This is a genomic window from Negadavirga shengliensis (assembly GCF_042652345.1).
In the GTDB taxonomy this organism is placed as follows: domain Bacteria; phylum Bacteroidota; class Bacteroidia; order Cytophagales; family Cyclobacteriaceae; genus Negadavirga; species Negadavirga shengliensis.
Genome location: NZ_JBHSJJ010000002.1, coordinates 156,411 through 173,462, shown reverse-complemented (window position 1 = coordinate 173,462; position 17,052 = coordinate 156,411). Strand labels below are relative to the sequence as shown.

General features: G+C 48.2%; 11 protein-coding genes. All 11 read left to right on the top strand.

Translation table 11 applies throughout. The features are described 5' to 3' along the window. Positions 1–5: 5 nt before the first annotated feature. The 11 genes from ACFPFU_RS03775 (at position 6) to ygiD (ending at position 17,025) form a co-directional block, all read left to right on the top strand. Positions 6–1,655 (top strand): FAD-dependent oxidoreductase, encoded by a 1,650-nt coding sequence (locus tag ACFPFU_RS03775; RefSeq protein ID WP_377061665.1) that lies wholly within the window; start codon positions 6–8, stop codon positions 1,653–1,655. Positions 1,656–1,664: 9 nt separating this feature from the next. Then, a complete protein-coding gene (locus tag ACFPFU_RS03770) occupies positions 1,665–3,383 on the top strand; it encodes an FAD-dependent oxidoreductase (RefSeq protein ID WP_377061663.1) in 1,719 nt (572 codons plus the stop codon). 47 nt (positions 3,384–3,430) lie between these two features. Further along, positions 3,431–5,146 carry an FAD-dependent oxidoreductase gene (locus ACFPFU_RS03765; protein ID WP_377061661.1) on the top strand — a complete coding sequence of 572 codons (1,716 nt, stop codon included), beginning with the start codon at positions 3,431–3,433 and terminating at the stop codon, positions 5,144–5,146. A 108-nt stretch (positions 5,147–5,254) separates the two neighbouring features. Then, positions 5,255–6,967, top strand: a complete 1,713-nt coding sequence (locus tag ACFPFU_RS03760) for an FAD-dependent oxidoreductase (RefSeq protein WP_377061659.1) — start codon at positions 5,255–5,257, stop codon at positions 6,965–6,967. A 68-nt stretch (positions 6,968–7,035) separates the two neighbouring features. Next, complete coding sequence (locus tag ACFPFU_RS03755; protein ID WP_377061657.1) at positions 7,036–8,724, top strand: FAD-dependent oxidoreductase; 1,689 nt, start codon at positions 7,036–7,038, stop codon at positions 8,722–8,724. Further along, a complete protein-coding gene (locus ACFPFU_RS03750) occupies positions 8,725–10,536 on the top strand; it encodes an arylsulfatase (protein ID WP_377061655.1) in 1,812 nt (603 codons plus the stop codon). Beyond that, positions 10,520–12,541: an FAD-dependent oxidoreductase gene (locus ACFPFU_RS03745; protein WP_377061653.1), complete on the top strand. Its 2,022-nt coding sequence runs from the start codon at positions 10,520–10,522 to the stop codon at positions 12,539–12,541. The genes ACFPFU_RS03750 and ACFPFU_RS03745 overlap by 17 nt, the downstream gene beginning before the upstream one ends. A gap of 206 nt (positions 12,542–12,747) precedes the next feature. Then, positions 12,748–14,514: a serine hydrolase gene (locus ACFPFU_RS03740; protein ID WP_377061651.1), complete on the top strand. Its 1,767-nt coding sequence runs from the start codon at positions 12,748–12,750 to the stop codon at positions 14,512–14,514. Positions 14,515–14,707: 193 nt separating this feature from the next. Beyond that, complete coding sequence (locus ACFPFU_RS03735) at positions 14,708–14,974, top strand: YtxH domain-containing protein (RefSeq protein WP_377061649.1); 267 nt, start codon at positions 14,708–14,710, stop codon at positions 14,972–14,974. A gap of 547 nt (positions 14,975–15,521) precedes the next feature. Further along, positions 15,522–16,070, top strand: a complete 549-nt coding sequence (locus ACFPFU_RS03730; protein WP_377061647.1) for a hypothetical protein — start codon at positions 15,522–15,524, stop codon at positions 16,068–16,070. A gap of 115 nt (positions 16,071–16,185) precedes the next feature. Continuing rightward, a complete protein-coding gene (ygiD, locus tag ACFPFU_RS03725) occupies positions 16,186–17,025 on the top strand; it encodes a 4,5-DOPA-extradiol-dioxygenase (protein WP_377061645.1) in 840 nt (279 codons plus the stop codon). The last annotated feature ends 27 nt before the right edge of the window (positions 17,026–17,052 follow it).

Below are 17,052 nucleotides of genomic sequence, written 5' to 3'. Positions count from 1 at the left end.
TTTAAATGAAGCGATTATTCATTTTCGCCCTGATCATTCAGTGGATGTCCTGCTCTCCTGACGGGGGGCAGGATCATCACCTGGAGGTGGATATATGTGTGTATGGTGGCACTGCAGCAGGCGTGATGGCGGCTTACAGTGCAAAGAAAATGGGCAAATCAGTGCTGCTCATTGAACCGGGTAAGTACCTGGGGGGCATGACCACGGGTGGACTGGGATGGACAGATTTTGGAAACAAAGAAGCGGTTTCCGGTTTGGCACTGGACTTCTATCGTACCGTGGGCAGGTATTATGGAAAAGAGGAGGAATGGAGGTTTGCTCCTTCTGTAGCCAGCAAAGCCTTGCAGGAATATGTGGATGAAGCCGATTTGGACATTCTTTTCCAAAAAAGAATCGTAGGAGCCGAAAAAAGTGAAAAAACCCTGGAGGCCATTAAGCTGGAGGATAGCTTCAACCAATCCGTGAAAACACTTTCCGTAAAAGCCAAGGTGTTTTTGGACTGTACCTACGAAGGCGACCTCTTTCCACATGCCGGGGTGTCCTTCCATGTAGGAAGGGAGTCTGCGGATACCTATGGGGAATCCCTGAACGGCGTGCAGCTTTATCCCGAGGAGCTTCCTGACGATATAGATAGCATTAAGGTCAATTATTTCAGCCGCCCTCCGGTAAACCGGCATCAGTTTCCCGATGGTGTGGATCCCTATGTGGAAAAGGGGAATCCTGAGTCGGGATTGCTTTGGGGAATAAGTGACGGGGAGTTGGCACCCAATGGGAGTGGAGATGACAAGATTCAGGCGTATAACTTTAGGGTTTGCCTGGCAAGTGACAAGGAAAACCAGGCCCCGATTACAAAACCTGAGAATTATGATCCCGAAAATTATGAATTGCTCCTTCGTCTGATTGAGGTACAGGAAAGCACTGATATCAATGATTACCTTTTGATCCGCTGGACCATGCCCGATGGGATCATTGATGTGAACAACAAAGGCGGGTTCTCCACGGACATGATAGGCATGAACCATGAATATCCCGAAGCCGATTATGAAACCAGGGCCCGAATATGGAAAGCCCACGAGGATTATACCAAAGGATTGCTTTATTTTCTGGGGCACGATAAAAGGGTGCCCAAAGCGCTCCGGGAGCAGATGCTTGCCCTGGGCTATTGCAAGGATGAATTCACCGACAACGACAACTTCCCCCATCAACTGTATGTAAGAGAAGGAAGAAGGCTGATCGGCGAATATGTAATGACCCAGCACAATTGCGTGGGGGATGAAATGGTGCATGATGAAATTGGCCTGGCTGCCTATGGAATGGATTCCCATCATATCCAGCGGATAGTAGTGGACGGCAATGTGAAAAACGAAGGGGATATCCAAGTGCATGGCTTTGACCCCTATCCCATAGCGTATAGGTCCATCACTCCCAAAAGGGAGGAATGCACCAATCTACTGGTGCCGGTTTCCCTGTCTTCCTCGCATATTGCCTTTGGTTCTATCCGTATGGAACCTGTATTTATGGTGTTGGCGCAGTCTGCGGCGGTGGCAGCCTCTTTGGCAATCGATCAAGGTGTGATGGTGCAAGAGGTACCCGTGGATCAGATTCAAACCATCCTGCAAAACGACCCCCTTTTGGAAAACAAAGGTGGTATATAATGGGAAGTCATGGAAAATTACTTTAAAAAGGTTTTTAGGTCATATGTAAGTGTTGCCCTTGTTTATTGCCTTGGCCTGAATGGATCTTTTTCCGCTTCGGCCCAATCCTATGATCTGGTGATTTATGGAGGAACTTCCGCAGGAGTCGCTGCGGCCATTCAAGGCGCCCGGATGGGCAAGCAGGTGCTGCTCATAGAGCCCAGCTCCAGATTGGGCGGCCTGACAACAGGAGGCTTGGGGCAGACGGATATTGGAAACAAACAGGCCATAGGAGGCATTTCAAGGGAATTCTACGAACGTGTGTATGACCATTACGAAAAGCCTGAAAACTGGAACTGGGAGAAGAAAGAGGATTACAAAGGGGTCGCCTATTCAAGAACCGAGGAAGGGGAGAAATCCAGATGGACTTTTGAGCCCTCCGCTGCATTGAAAATCTATCAGGAGATGATCAATGAAGAAAGCAACATTACCGTGAGATACGGGGAAAGACTGGACAGAACCCAAGGCGTGGAAAAGGAAAGCGGGGAAATACAGCGCATCATCATGGAAAGCGGGACAGCCTACACAGGTAAAGTTTTCATGGACGCTACCTATGAGGGAGACCTGATGGCCACTGCCGGGGTGAGCTATACACTGGGGCGGGAGTCCAACGCGCAATATGGTGAAACCCTTAACGGTGTGCAGGCCCATAGGTACAATGTGTCCCTGCGGGGAAATATTGCCAGAAACGCAAGAAATCATGAGTTTGTGGATGGCGTGGATCCCTATGTAGTGCCGGGTGATCCTGCCAGTGGACTGCTGCCCTATATCGAAGAAGGGGGGCCGGGGATAGAAGGCAGAGGGGATGATAAAATTCAGGCCTATTGTTACAGGATGTGCTTGACGGACCATCCTGACAACCGCATACCTTTTGAAAAACCCGATGATTATGACACGCTTCATTATGAGTTGTTGCTCAGAAATTTCGAAGCGGCAGAAGAGTTGGAGACCATGTATACCTACGGCGGGGGATTTATTCCCTGGGCCAATTCCGCCATGCCCAACCGCAAGACAGATACGAACAATAAGTATGGTTTTTCCACGGATTTCATAGGTCAGAATTACGATTACCCCGAAGCCGGTTACGAGGAACGGGAAAAGATAGCAGATGCCCATAGAAGTTACCAAAAAGGCTTGATGTGGACCTTGGCCCACCATCCCCGAATTCCGGAAAAAGTCAGGGAGGAGGTGTCCCGTTGGGGAACCTGTAAGGATGAGTTTGACAGGGAAGACGGCTGGCCGGATCAGTTGTATATCCGGGAGGCCAGGAGGATGGTAAGTGATTTGGTGATGACCCAGCATCATTGTGAGAAATTGGAGGTTGTGGAGGATCCCATAGGTTTGGCTGCTTATGGCATGGATTCCCACCATATGCAACGCTATGTGGACGCCAACGGGTTTGTCCAGAACGAAGGCAATGTGCAGAGCAGTGTGGCGGGCCCCTATCCGATCAGCTATAGGTCCATCGTCCCCAAAAAAGGCGAGGCAAAAAACCTGTTGGTGCCGGTTTGTCTCAGTGCCACTCATGTGGCATTCGGTTCTATACGTATGGAACCCGTATTTATGGTCTTGGGCCAGTCCGCCGCCATTGCCGCGGTAATGGCCATTGACGGACAAAAAGCCGTGCAGGATATTGCTTACAACGAATTAAAAATGCAATTATTGGAAAATAAACAAATATTGGAGTAGTTTGACTATTTTATTGGTACAATTCATACCCATATAAACCTGGAACCATGAAAAAAACGATTTTAGCTGTTACTTTTATTTTATATGCTCTTTTGACGCCGCCTGTTTTCTCTCAAACCCATACTTATGACCTGGTGATCTACGGAGGTACTTCCGCCGGAGTGGCCGCTGCCATCCAAAGCTCGAGAATGGGCAAATCAGTGGTGTTGATAGAGCCTTCCGCACATGTGGGGGGACTCACTACCGGCGGACTGGGAGCGACGGATATCGGCAACAAATCCGCCATCGGAGGTATATCCAAGGAATTTTACGTCAACATCAAAAAATACTACGACAAGCCTGAAAACTGGAAGTGGCAAAAAAAAGAGGAATACTTTAACCGTCCTGGACAAAGCAGGTCGGTGGAAGGGGAGGAGGCCATGTGGACTTTCGAGCCTACCGCGGCCAAGCAAGTCTATGAAGAAATGTTGGCCAAAGAGAAAATCACCTTGGTCACCGGCCAAAGACTGGATAGAAAGAATGGCGTGAAATCCCAAAACAACCGTATCACCACCATAGTCATGGAAAGCGGGGAGTCTTACTCCGGTAAAATGTTTATGGATGCCACCTATGAAGGGGATCTTCTGGCCACAGCGGGGATCACCTACACCGTGGGCAGGGAAGCCAACAGCGAATATGGGGAAACCTTAAACGGCGTCCAGGCCAATCACTACAATGTGACCCTCAAAAGGGAAGTTTCCCGCAATGCTGTCCATCACAACTTTATTCCTGGGGTTGACCCGTATGTGGTGAAGGGAGACCCTTCCAGCGGTCTTTTGCCATTTATTATTGAAGGCGGACCGGGTATAGACGGTTCTGCGGACAAAAAGCTCCAGGCGTATTGTTTCCGGATGACGCTTACGGATCATCCGGACAACCGTATTCCTTTTGAAAAGCCGGAAAATTACAATGAACTGGAATACGAACTCCTTCTTAGAAACTATGAAGCCGCCAAAGGACCCATTGAGGAAATGTACCCTTATGGAGATCCCCTGGTGCCCTGGATCAACACCCCCATGCCCAACAGAAAAACAGACACCAATAATCAAAAAGGCTTTTCCACCGACTTCATCGGGCAGAACTTCGATTATCCGGAGGCATCGTATGAGGAGAGGGAGGCCATTGCCCGAAGACATTTGGAATACCAGCAAGGTTTGATGTGGACCTTGGCTTATCATCCCAGAATTCCCAAGGAAGTACGGGATGTGGTCTCCCAATGGGGAATGACCAAAGATGAGTATACGGAAAGCGATGGCTGGACGCCCCAATTGTACGTGAGGGAGGCCCGGCGCATGTTGAGTGACTATGTGGTCACCCAGCGGGATTGTGAGGGCTTGGAAGAGCCGGTGGAAGATGTGGTGGGATTGGCGGCGTACGGGATGGATTCCCATATGGTTCAGCGTTATGTGGACCACAACGGCTATGTACAAAATGAGGGAAATGTAGAAGCTCGCGTTAAGGCTCCCTATCCCATACCTTATAGAGCCATCATACCCAGGAAGGGTGAAAAGGAAAATCTGCTGGTGCCGGTTTGCGTAAGTTCCACCCATATCGCTTTTGGCTCGATCCGGATGGAGCCGGTATTTATGGTATTGGGCCAGTCCGCAGCCACAGCCGCCAGTCTCGCCATCGACAAAAATGTGGCGGTACAGGACCTGCCTTATGCAGATCTTAAAGCCGTGCTACAGAAGGACAGGCAGATATTGGAACATCAACAGCAATAGAAGGCTGAAGTGGCACTTTTGCGTTTTGAAGAAAATATGCCGCCAACTCCTTCTCCACATCATTTCCTAGTTAAAGGGAGGGCGATTTCTGAATAACAGAAAAAAAGAATGGATAGACGAAATTTTATTGGACGGCTTACTGCTGGCGGTTTGGCAGCCTCGGCATTACCCCACCTTGCCTTTCCGGCACCGGTTTCTTATGTCAGTAGAGCGGGGGCCAAGGAGATGAAGGCGGATGTGGTAATAGCAGGAGGGGGCCTCGGAGGTTTTGCTGCCGGGATGGCGGCCCTGCGTAATGGCCTTAAAGTCATTATGACGGAAGAAACCGATTGGATAGGAGGGCAGATCACCCAGCAGGGGGTTCCCTCTGATGAACATCAATGGATAGAGACCACCGGTGCGACACAGATGTACAGGGATTACCGGAATGGGGTACGGGACTATTACAGAAAGTATTACCCCATGAGGGAGGAGGCCCGGAAAAACCCTTTACTCAACCCCGGCAATTCTACGGGCGCCAGGAGATTAGGGCATGAACCCAAAGTAACCTTGGCTGTAATGTACCAGATGCTGGCTCCTTATCTGAGCAATGGTCAGCTTACCTTGCTGCTTGAACACAAAGTTATTGATGCGGACAATGATGGGGAGATGGTCAGGTCACTTCTCGCAAAAAGTAGGATTAGGGGAAGTGAAACGGTACTGGAAGCCCCCTATTTCATAGATGCTACAGAATTAGGGGATCTCTTGCCGCTGACCAATACCGCCTATGTGACCGGCACGGAATCGAATAAGCAGACGGGAGAAATGCATGCCCCGGATCAAGCTGATCCGGACAACGATCAGGCATTTACCCTTTGTTTTGCTGTGGATTATCTGGAGGGGGAAGACCATACGATCGACAAGCCGGACGAATATGAATTTTGGCGGAATTTTGAACCGAAGATGAAGCCACCTTGGTCGGGCAAATTATTGGACTGGCATTATTCCAACCCCTCCACCTTGGAACCCAGGCTTTTGGGATTTGACCCGCGCGGGGGGAATACGGGTGATTTACTGAATCTGTGGAATTACAGGAGGTTGGTCCACAAAGACAATTTTGAACCGGGTTTTTTTAAGGGCGACATCACGGTGGTCAACTGGCCGCAAAATGATTATTTTTTGGGAAGTTTGATCGATGTCCCAGAGGAAACCTTTAAAAAGCATGTTGCAAGGGCGACTCAACTTAACCTTTCCCTCCTGTATTGGCTGCAAACCGAAGCCCCAAGAATGGACGGGGGCCGGGGTTGGCCTGGCCTCAGATTGCGAAAGGATGTGATGGGTACCGAGGATGGTATGGCAAAATATCCCTATGTCCGTGAATCCAGGAGAATCAAGGCCCTGTTTACCATATTGGAAGAGCATGTGGGCAGGGAAAACAGGGCATCGGTTACCGGAAATCCCAATGTGGAAAAAGCTGAGAATTTTTATGACAGTGTGGGCATCGGTTATTATCACATTGACCTGCATCCCAGCACTGGAGGAGATAACTACATTGACTTCCGCTCATTTCCTTTCCAGATACCGTTGGGAGCTCTGATCCCGGAGACAAAGGAAAACCTGTTTCCTGCCAATAAAAACATTGGCACGACACACATAACCAACGGCTGCTATCGACTGGCCCCCGTGGAATGGAGTATCGGAGAGGCAGTGGGATTGTTGCTCGCTTTCTCATCAAAAAGAAGGGTCAGGCCCAGAGAAATCAGGGAGGGCAAGCTGTTGGCAGCATTTCAGCAATTTGTCCGCAGTCAGGGCATCCATACCCATTGGCCAGACCAAGTATAAATTTTGTAAAATCATGGAAAAGAATGAGGTAAAATATAAAAACGATTTTCAATAAAACCCTTTTTAATATGATAAAATCTATAAAAATAAGAAGCATGCTATGGGCTTCGGTATTTCTACTGGCCATAACGGCCTGCAGTCCGGGTACCCAAGAAGAGGATGTGATTGACGTGGTCATTTATGGAGGCACCTCAGGAGCCATTACCGCGGCGGTACAGGCCAAAAAAATGGGCAAATCCGTGGTGGTGGTCTCTCCAGACATTCACCTCGGCGGCCTGACTTCCGGGGGACTCGGATTTACCGATACCGGTAAAAAAGAAGTGATCGGGGGCCTGTCCCGGGAATTTTACCAAAGGGTCTACGATAAATATCAAAACGACGGGGCCTGGAAATGGGAGGACCGGTCAGAATTTGGCAACAAAGGCCAGGGGACCCCGGCGTTGGACGGAGAATTCCGCACCATGTGGATTTTTGAGCCCCACGTAGCAGAAGAGGTGTATGAGGACTATGTCAGGGAATATGATATTGAAGTGCTGAGAGACGAATGGCTTGACCGGGAGTCAGGGGTGACCAAAGAAGGAAGCCGTATCACCGCCATACGCACCCTCAGCGGAAAGGAATTTAAAGGCCGGATGTTTATCGATGCCACTTATGAAGGGGATCTGATGGCCACATCCGGTGTAAGCTATCATGTAGGCAGGGAAGCCAACAGCGTCTATGGAGAAGAGTGGAACGGCGTTCAGACGGGGGTGTATCACCACAGACACCACTTTAAAGTGTTGGATCAGCCAATAGATCCGTACTGGACACCGGGAGATCCGTCTTCCGGGTTGCTGCCCCGCATCAGCGCTGAGCATCCGGGGGAGAAGGGGGAAGGTGACCACAGGGTGCAGGCCTATTGCTTCCGGACATGCATGTCCAACCATCCCGATAACCGGGAGCCGTTTCCCAGACCGGAAAATTATGACTCTACGCAGTACGAGTTGTTGGTCAGGATCTTTGATGCGGGGTGGAGGGAATGGTTTGGCAAATTCGACATGATTCCCAACCGTAAGACCGATACCAATAACCATGGTCCTTTCAGCAGTGATAACATAGGCATGAGCTATGACTATCCCGAAGCCAGCTACGAAAAGCGCAAAGAGATCATCAAGGAGCATGAAGATTATCAAAAAGGATTGCTGTACTTCGTGGCCAATGACCCTCGCGTCCCCAAAGAAATCCAGGAAGAATTTCAGAAATGGGGCCTGGCCAAGGATGAATTTACCGATAATGGCAATTGGCCGCACCAGATCTATGTAAGGGAGGCCAGAAGGATGATCGGAAAATTCGTCATGACAGAAAATGAACTGCTTCAGCGCAAGCCTACACCGGAATCGGTGGGCATGGGTTCATACACCATCGATTCCCATAATGTGCAGCGGTATGTGGATGAGAACGGCCATGTGCACAATGAAGGGGACATAGGCGTCTCGCTGCCTCAACCTTATGAAATCGCCTATGGCTCCTTGGTACCCCAAAAAGAGGAATGTACCAACCTTATGGTGCCGGTGGCGGTATCTTCCAGTCACATCGCTTTCGGATCCATCAGGATGGAACCTGTTTTTATGATTCTGGGCCAATCTGCCACTACTGCCGCCATCATGGCCATGGATGAAGGCATTGATGTACAGGATGTGGATTACACAAAATTGCGGGAAAAATTGCTGGAAGATGGACAGATTCTTACCTTGGAAGATGCCATTACCTCAAAATAAATGAAAAACATCCATCTTTCCTTGTTGCTGCTGATCCAGGGAGCCATTCTTTTGGCCACTGGGTGTGGTGCTCCTGAAGTAGAAAAAACCCGCAGACTTCCCAACGTGGTCATTATTCTATCCGATGACCAGGGATGGGGGGATTTGAGCATCTCCGGAAACAAGAACCTGAATACCCCAAATATCGATGCGTTGGCCACAAGCGGGGCCAGCTTCGACAGGTTCTATGTGTCCCCGGTATGTTCTCCCACCAGAGCGGAAATGCTGACAGGCAGGTATCACCTGAGGGGAGGCGTGTACAGTACCTCGGCAGGCGGGGAAAGATTAAATCTTGATGAAACCACATTTGCCGATATATTTCAGAAAGCAGGTTATGCTACCGCTGCTTTTGGCAAGTGGCACAATGGCATGCAGCCGCCCTATCATCCCAATGCCAGGGGGTTTGGGGAGTTTTATGGGTTCTGCTCCGGTCACTGGGGGGACTATTTCAGTCCTCCTTTGGAGCACAATGGCATTCCGGTAAAAGGCAGGGGTTTTACAGCCGATGATTTTACGGAGAAGGCCATGGCTTTTATAGAAGACCACAGGGATGAACCTTTTTTGGTTTATCTCCCCTATAACACGCCGCACTCCCCGATGCAGGTTCCTGATGTTTTTTGGGAGCGTTTTAAGGACAAAGAATTGGAAATGCTGCTTCCTGAATCCCAAAACGAAGACATTCTGTTTACCAAAGCAGCTTTGGCCATGTGTGAGAACATCGACTGGAATGTAGGGCGGCTAATGGAAAAGCTGCGCAGTCTGGATTTGGAGGACAACACCATTGTTGTCTATTTCAGTGACAATGGGCCCAACAGTTTCCGTTGGAACGGCGGCATGAAAGGAAGGAAAGGCTCCACCGATGAAGGGGGTGTCCGTTCTCCGTTCTTTATCCAATGGCCCGGGGTAATCCCTGCCGGAAAACAGGTTTCCCATATTGCCGGGACAATTGATCTGTTTCCCACATTGGCCGACCTGGCGGGATTGGATTATAAGACAGAAAAGCCATTAGATGGTGTCAGTTTGAAGCCCCTCCTATTAGAAGATGGGTCGAAATGGGAAGACAGGATGATATTCAACCATTGGAACGGCAACGTGAGTGTTCGGACCCAGCGTTACCGGCTCGATAGGGAAAACAAGCTTTTTGATATGGTCAGGGATCCTGGACAGACCAGGGATATCAGCAAGGAAGAAAGGGAAATAACTGCTCAGTTAATGGCTGGAAAGGAAAATTGGGAAAAGGAAATGGCAAAGGAATATTCAGAAGATGACCGGCCTTTTACCTTAGGGTATCCGGGTTTTACCATTGCCCAGATGCCGGCAAGGGATGCAAAGGCCCATGGTCAGATACAGCGTTCCAACCAATTTCCCAATGATTCCTTCTTTACCCACTGGACCGACCTGGAAGACCGCATTACCTGGGATGTGGAAGTAATGGAAGAAGGTGAATATGCGGTGGAACTTTATTATACCTGTCCCAAGGCAGACGTCGGCTCCAGGTTTGTGTTGCAGGTTGGAAACAGCCGGTTGGAGGGCGAGGTCACCACTGCCCACGATCCGCCGCTCAGAGGGATGGAAAATGACCGCGTGGAACGTATGGAATCTTATGTTAAGGATTTCATACCCCTGAACCTGGGAAGCATGCGTCTGGAAAAGGGAAGGGCTGAAATGAGCCTTAAGGCATTGGAAATACCGGGTTCACAGGTGATGGACTTTCGACTTTTGATTTTTACTAAACTCAATTCTAATCATAATAACGATGAGAAAAATATTTGATATACTACTGATTGTCCTCTTTTTGACGGGCTATGGATGTGCTCCCCAGGAGAATGGGGAAGCGGATGAATACGATGTGGTGGTCTATGGCGCTACCTCTGCGGGTGTGATCGCCGCTTATACGGCAAAGACCATGGGTAAGTCTGTGATCCTGATAGAGCCCAGCCACCACCTTGGCGGACTGACCACCGGAGGCCTTGGCTATACCGATATTGGCAACAAATATGCCGTCACGGGCTTGTCCAGAGATTTTTACAGGAGACTCGGGGAGCATTACGGCAAATTCGAACAATGGATATTCGAACCCAGTGTGGCCAAAGCCACCTATCAGGATTACCTGGACCGTGCGGGCATTGAAGTCCACTATGACTTGCGTATTATTGATTCCCGCAAGGAAGACGGGTACATCCGGGAGATCGAACTGGAAAAATCCAGCAACCCTTCACGTGATACCAACAAAAAGGTAAGCGGCAAAATGTTTATCGATGCCACTTACGAGGGTGACCTGATGGCCCGCTCCGGGGTGAGTTATGCCATCGGCCGTGAAGCCAATTCCCAATATGGTGAAACGTACAATGGGGTGCAGCTGATGACCGGGCATCAGTTTCCGGACGGCATAGATCCCTACAAAACACCGGGCGATCCGTCCAGTGGCTTGCTTTGGGGCATCAGTGAAGATGAGCTTGAACCGGATGGGACAGGTGACGACAAAATCCAGGCGTATAATTACAGGATATGCCTTACCAATGATCCGGATAACCGCATAGAAATCACCGAGCCCGACGGCTACGATCCTTCGATGTTTGATCTGCTGGTGAGGCTTTTTGAGGCACAGCCTGATAGGAAAAGGCTGAATGACTATTTTATCTGGAGCCATATGCCGAACAGCAAAACTGACATCAACAACAGGGGAGGCTTTTCCACCGATATGATCGGGATGAACCATGATTATCCGGAAGGTGACTATGACAGAAGAAAGGAGATCATAGAAGACCATACCAATTATACCAAGTCTCTCCTTTTTTTCTACAAGACCGACCCGAGAGTGCCGAAAGAAATCCAGGAAGAGATGCAGCAGTGGGGATATCCCAAGGACGAATATGTGGACAATGATCATTGGTCACCACAACTTTATGTGAGGGAAGTGAGGAGAATGATCGGGGAGTATGTGATGACCGAGGCCAACTGCGTAGGCGATGAGGTAGTGGAAGACGGTGTCGGCATGGCGGCATATACTATGGATTCCCATAATATTCAGCGTATCGTCATAGAGAAAGACGGCAAGAAGATGGTGAAAAACGAAGGCAACGTGGAGATCGGGGGATTCGGTCCTTATCCGATTTCCTACCGTTCCATCATTCCCAAGGCGCAGGAGGCCAAAAACCTTTTTGTACCTGCGGCCCTTTCTGCCAGCCACATTGCCTATGGCTCCATCCGCATGGAGCCGGTATTTATGGTGCTGGCCCAGTCTTCCGCGGTGGCGGCCTGTATGGCCATCGACAATGGCCAAAGTGTGCAGGAGGTGGATGTGGTGGCATTGCAAAGAGAACTGAAGGAAAACCCGCTGGCAGACGGGAGTACGGCTGAGATATTGGTAGACAATGACGACGAGCGTGGGGTCACCCTTAAGGGAGACTGGGAAAGCCAGCCTCGTGGAGGCTATGGCCCCAGCTTCCTGGTGGATACTTCGAAAGGCGCCGGGGAAAAATCCGTCCGGTTCACCCCCGAGGTAAAAGAAGCGGGCCAGTATGACGTGTATGTATATTTCTCCAGGACCCAGAATGCCACTTCACAGACCCGTGTACAGGTTTCTGACGGCAAAGCTACCCAGGAGATCACGGTAAAGGAAGATGATATCCGTGTGGAAGGACAGACATCGGGCGAATGGGTGCATTTGGGGCAATATGCCTTGGATCGAGACCAGGAGACTTATGTAGAAATCACCAACCGTGGAGCCGATGGGGTAGTGGTGGCTGACGCCGTTCTCTGGGTACCCGTTAGGTAACGAAGACTTCTCCTTGATCAAGGGACCTCCGGGGAATCATTCCCTGGAGGTTTTTTTGGTTATAATTACAGGCAATATTGCATGAAAATGCCATTTAAATGGTAAATTTCTTTTGCCCTGATGGTAAAGACAGGAACCTGACATGCTTATGCCGTAATCATGTCCCCCATTTTCTGATAGCTTTGTGAAGTAACCCATCAAACAAAATGGAAAAGAACAACATTGCCAAAAACTTGATCTACCAGCGAAAGATCAAAGGTTTTTCACAGGAAAAATTAGCAGGAGTAACCGGTGTAAACGTACGCACCATCCAGCGGATAGAAAAGGGGGAAGTAAGTCCCCATCTGGAAACGGTTCAGCTTTTGGCGGAGGGATTGGGGGTCCCGGTAACCGAGTTGATGGTTTTGGAAAATCCAAAGAATGAAAACTTACAGATGAAGTGGTTGTTATTAATGCATGGGCTTCCCATTCTGGGCCTGGCGATTCCTTTTTTTAACATTTTGTCTGCTGTATTTCTCTGGATTCATAAAAGGGAGGATAATCCTATCTATGACAAACACGGAAGAGCCATTATCAATTTTCAGATCACCATTACCATTTTGTTTGCTTTGGCTTTTATCGCATTATTTACTATAGAAGGATATGGGTTTCTATTTTTTATAAGTGTCATTCCTTTCAGTGTCATCGTGATATTTGCAAACATCATTTATGTTGTAAAAGCTCAAAAATGCTATTATCCTTTATCCATCCGGTTTTTAGCTAGAAAAAACAGCCCGGTGATAAACGGTTTAAGTGTTGTCATAGTGCTATTTGCTCTTGGCACGGGAGGCTGTCACACCCTACCCGACGATAATATTACCCGTCTGGACGGATCAATCATCACAAAAGACGCTTTAACCATAAAGATCAGACAGTTGGTTGAAGATGCCAATGTTCATGGGTTGGCAGTTACGGTTTTTGAGAATAATAGAATAGCTTATCAGAAAATTTTTGGTTATAAAGATTATGGTAAAAAGTCAATACTGGCGGATTCGACCAATATCTATGGGGCTTCTTTCAGTAAAGCATTATTTTCTGTTCTTGTCATGAAGCTTGTAGAAGAAAAAGTAATAGATCTGGATACACCTTTAGCGTCTTATTTGCCCAAACAGATTTATGAATACAAACCCGTTACCCGATGGCATGATGATTTCTCGGATTTAAAGGATGATTCGCTCTATCATAAAATCACGGCCAGGATGTGTCTGGCACATACTTCCGGGTTTCCCAACTGGCGGTGGTTTGAGCCTGATCACAAGCTTAGAGTAAAGTTTGAGCCGGGAAGCAGGTACAGTTACTCAGGGGAGGGTTTGGTCTATTTACAGGTTGTTCTTGAAAAAATGCTCGGCAAAGGAATTGAAGAACTGGCCGGGGAAAAAATATTCCAGCCTCTGGGCATGCATAGAACAAGCTATCAATGGAAAGAGGCTTTTACAGAGGATTTTGCCTATGGTCATACAGTCAGCGGTGAACTTTATCCCAAAGATACGGACAATGAGCCCAGGTCAGCAAGCACTTTGGAAACCACTGCGGGGGATTATGGTAAATTTTTGGAAGCGGTGCTCCAAAGTCAGGTGATCAACAATGCATCCTGGAATGAGATTTTTACCCCACAGATCAGGATACGGTCTGTAAAGCAATTCGGCCCGCTGGCCGAAAAAGATTCAACGCTAAATGACAGTGTACAGTTAAGCTATGGTTTGGGCTGGGGGCTGCTGCATACGCCATTTGGGAGGGCTGCTTTCAAAGAGGGGCATGGCGATGGTTTTCAGCATTATTCCATTGTTTTTTTGGAGGCAAAGAAAGGGGTTATGATAATGTCGAACAGTGACAATGGGGAGAGTATTTTTAAAGAATTGTTGGAAGTGGCCATCAGGGATATTTACACCCCATGGGAATGGGAAAATTACATTCCCTATAACCTTGAGCTATGACATGCATCCCATGGGTTCCTGATATTTTCACACCAGCCTGACAGACAGTCAGCCTCAAATACATGTTTTGCCGGTTTTTTATAACTTTTTTCCCATGATAAATGTTTTGAGGAAAGCATAACAGATATCATAGGACAAAATAAGTATGTCAGCTATTTTACATACGATAAATTAAACCTTAAACCATAAGACGATGAATACCGGAAAAGCCATAACAGGTATTTTGGCTGGAATTGCCTCAGGCCTGGTGTTGGGTGTGCTGTTTGCTCCCCAAAAAGGAAGAGATATACGCAAAAAGATGATACGGAAAGGTGAAGATTTTGCCGACGCCATAGACAACCGTATAGACCAGAAATTTGAGGAATATGAACGACGTGTCGATGAGCTCATAAAAGAGTTAACAGGAAAAATTGCTTTTATTAAAAATGATAAGAACGCGGAAAGAACACCAAAAAGCTAAACTGTTAACCTGAGTCGATTAACGTTACCTCATTTACTTCCATTGTTTTCGGGTTGCCAAAGTAGTCCAGTTGGCGACGGGGGATGGCTTTGGTGTTATCATATAGGGATGGTGTTTTCCTATTAATCCAGTTTCATACAGGGGTCGATTTTCGGGATCAAGTGGAAATGGGAAAAGGTCCACTAATCCCGGAGCTGGTCCGGGACACGTCTTTACTGATTTTCACGGATCATATGGTTTTAAAGGCTGCAAAAAAACAGGATGTGGCCACTTTTTAGGAGTTGTTTGGAACTACAACCCTTCTTGTCATCCCGTGAAAACCTGTCCTGTCCCGGATTACCCGGATCGGAATTCCTGTACTTCGGGATGCGGCCTCGGACAGTTAAAATCAGATCGCCGGAATTATGGCTTGATCCGATTTTTGTCGATGCCCGTGTAAAGACCATGATAAATGCTTAAATTTAAAGGTATATAATGCTGGTATCCGGTTTTTAGCCCTGGCTTGCCTTTAAATTTTCTAATTGCTGGTTTATTAAAAAAAGAAACCATGAATATCTTTCTGAAATTGAAGCATTGGCATCTTTTCCTTCTCTTGATCGGTATTCCTTTTTTTGTTTCCCTGATTTTCGCCATTTCACCCTTCCTTGATGCCAAAGCCAGGTCTGCGTTGGATCTCGCCGCCAATCTGATCATGATCATCCCTTTTGTGTCTTATTTTTTATGGATATGGTCTTCGGGAAGCTGGTTGAGCCAAAAGGACAATGACAGACCTGTTACAGGACCTTACAGGTTCACCTTAAGCGTGGCCACATCTTTTATTATGTTTTCGTTACTGTTGGTCTATAATTTTATTTACTGGGAAAATGAAGAAACGCCTGCTTCATGGGCCTATCTTGCGGTGGGCTTGGTGATGTTCGTGGCCCTTTTTACCTGGCTTTATGCTTTGACCTATTTGGCTAAAACCCTCGTCAGGACGGAAAGAAAAAGCGCTGTCCGTTCAGCGGATTACTTCAGCGAATTCATCATGGCGGTGTTTCTTCCCATTGGGATCTGGTTTTTGCAGCCCAGGATCAACAGGGTTTACGAAGGCCGCTAACTTCATGTGGGTCAGGAACAATAAACGGGCCGGATCCACGGCAATCATATTCCCCGCAAGGTTCCTGCATCTTTTTCCATTGGTTTTTGTTGTGTGATAAATGATATCGGGAGTGATGGATACAAATAAGCTTAAAGACCGGTTTGCACATTTAAAAAAGGGGAACAAAATGCCGGCTTTGTTCGTGGGACATGGTTCTCCAATGAATGGGATTGAAGATAACCAGTTTTCAGGTCAATGGGCAAAAATGGGCCAGGTGATTCCCAGGCCGTCGGCGGTGCTGGTGATCTCCGCTCATTGGCTTACCAGAGGGGCATTTATCACCGCTATGGATGAACCCCGGACGATCCATGATTTCGGGGGATTTCCCCAGGCACTTTTTGAGGTTCAGTACCCCGCGCCCGGTAACCCTGAGCTGGCGGCCTATACGGCCCGGCAGATCAAAAGCACCCAAGTAAAGCCCGACCATGAGTGGGGGTTGGACCATGGCACCTGGACGGTGGTCCGCCACATGTATCCGGAAGCAGACATACCGGTTTTACAGTTGAGCATCGATTATTATCAATCCCCCGAATACCACTACCGGCTAGGCCAGGAACTGGCTGATCTTCGGGACCGGGGCGTCCTGATCATTGGAAGCGGTAATATGGTCCACAACCTCAGAATGGTGGCTTGGGATAAACTGAATGAGACTGAATATGGTTATGACTGGGCCTTGGAAATGAACCATGTTTTCAAGACCAAAATCCATAACCGGGACCATAAGGAACTGATTGCATATGAAAATATGGGCGAGGCGGGTAAACTGGCCATTCCCACACCCGATCATTATCTCCCTTTATTGTATGTCTTGGGCTTGCAGGGAGCGAAAGAGGAGGTTTCATTTTTCAACGACAAGGCGGTGGGAGGATCTTTAACCATGACGTCCGTATGGGTAGGTGGAGATTCGAGATAGGCATAAACCGGCAAAATGCGTTTGTCG

What these genes read in the sequence shown, in the direction of transcription:
- ACFPFU_RS03760 (WP_377061659.1), top strand. Translation starts at nt 5,255, where the DNA reads ATGGATAGACGAAATTTTATTGGACGGCTTACTGCTGGCGGTTTGGCA.
- ACFPFU_RS03765 (WP_377061661.1), top strand. Translation starts at nt 3,431, where the DNA reads ATGAAAAAAACGATTTTAGCTGTTACTTTTATTTTATATGCTCTTTTG.
- ACFPFU_RS03730 (WP_377061647.1), top strand. Translation starts at nt 15,522, where the DNA reads ATGAATATCTTTCTGAAATTGAAGCATTGGCATCTTTTCCTTCTCTTG.
- ACFPFU_RS03745 (WP_377061653.1), top strand. Translation starts at nt 10,520, where the DNA reads ATGAGAAAAATATTTGATATACTACTGATTGTCCTCTTTTTGACGGGC.
- ACFPFU_RS03770 (WP_377061663.1), top strand. Translation starts at nt 1,665, where the DNA reads ATGGAAAATTACTTTAAAAAGGTTTTTAGGTCATATGTAAGTGTTGCC.
- ygiD (WP_377061645.1), top strand. Translation starts at nt 16,186, where the DNA reads ATGGATACAAATAAGCTTAAAGACCGGTTTGCACATTTAAAAAAGGGG.
- ACFPFU_RS03750 (WP_377061655.1), top strand. Translation starts at nt 8,725, where the DNA reads ATGAAAAACATCCATCTTTCCTTGTTGCTGCTGATCCAGGGAGCCATT.
- ACFPFU_RS03740 (WP_377061651.1), top strand. Translation starts at nt 12,748, where the DNA reads ATGGAAAAGAACAACATTGCCAAAAACTTGATCTACCAGCGAAAGATC.
- ACFPFU_RS03755 (WP_377061657.1), top strand. Translation starts at nt 7,036, where the DNA reads ATGATAAAATCTATAAAAATAAGAAGCATGCTATGGGCTTCGGTATTT.
- ACFPFU_RS03735 (WP_377061649.1), top strand. Translation starts at nt 14,708, where the DNA reads ATGAATACCGGAAAAGCCATAACAGGTATTTTGGCTGGAATTGCCTCA.
- ACFPFU_RS03775 (WP_377061665.1), top strand. Translation starts at nt 6, where the DNA reads ATGAAGCGATTATTCATTTTCGCCCTGATCATTCAGTGGATGTCCTGC.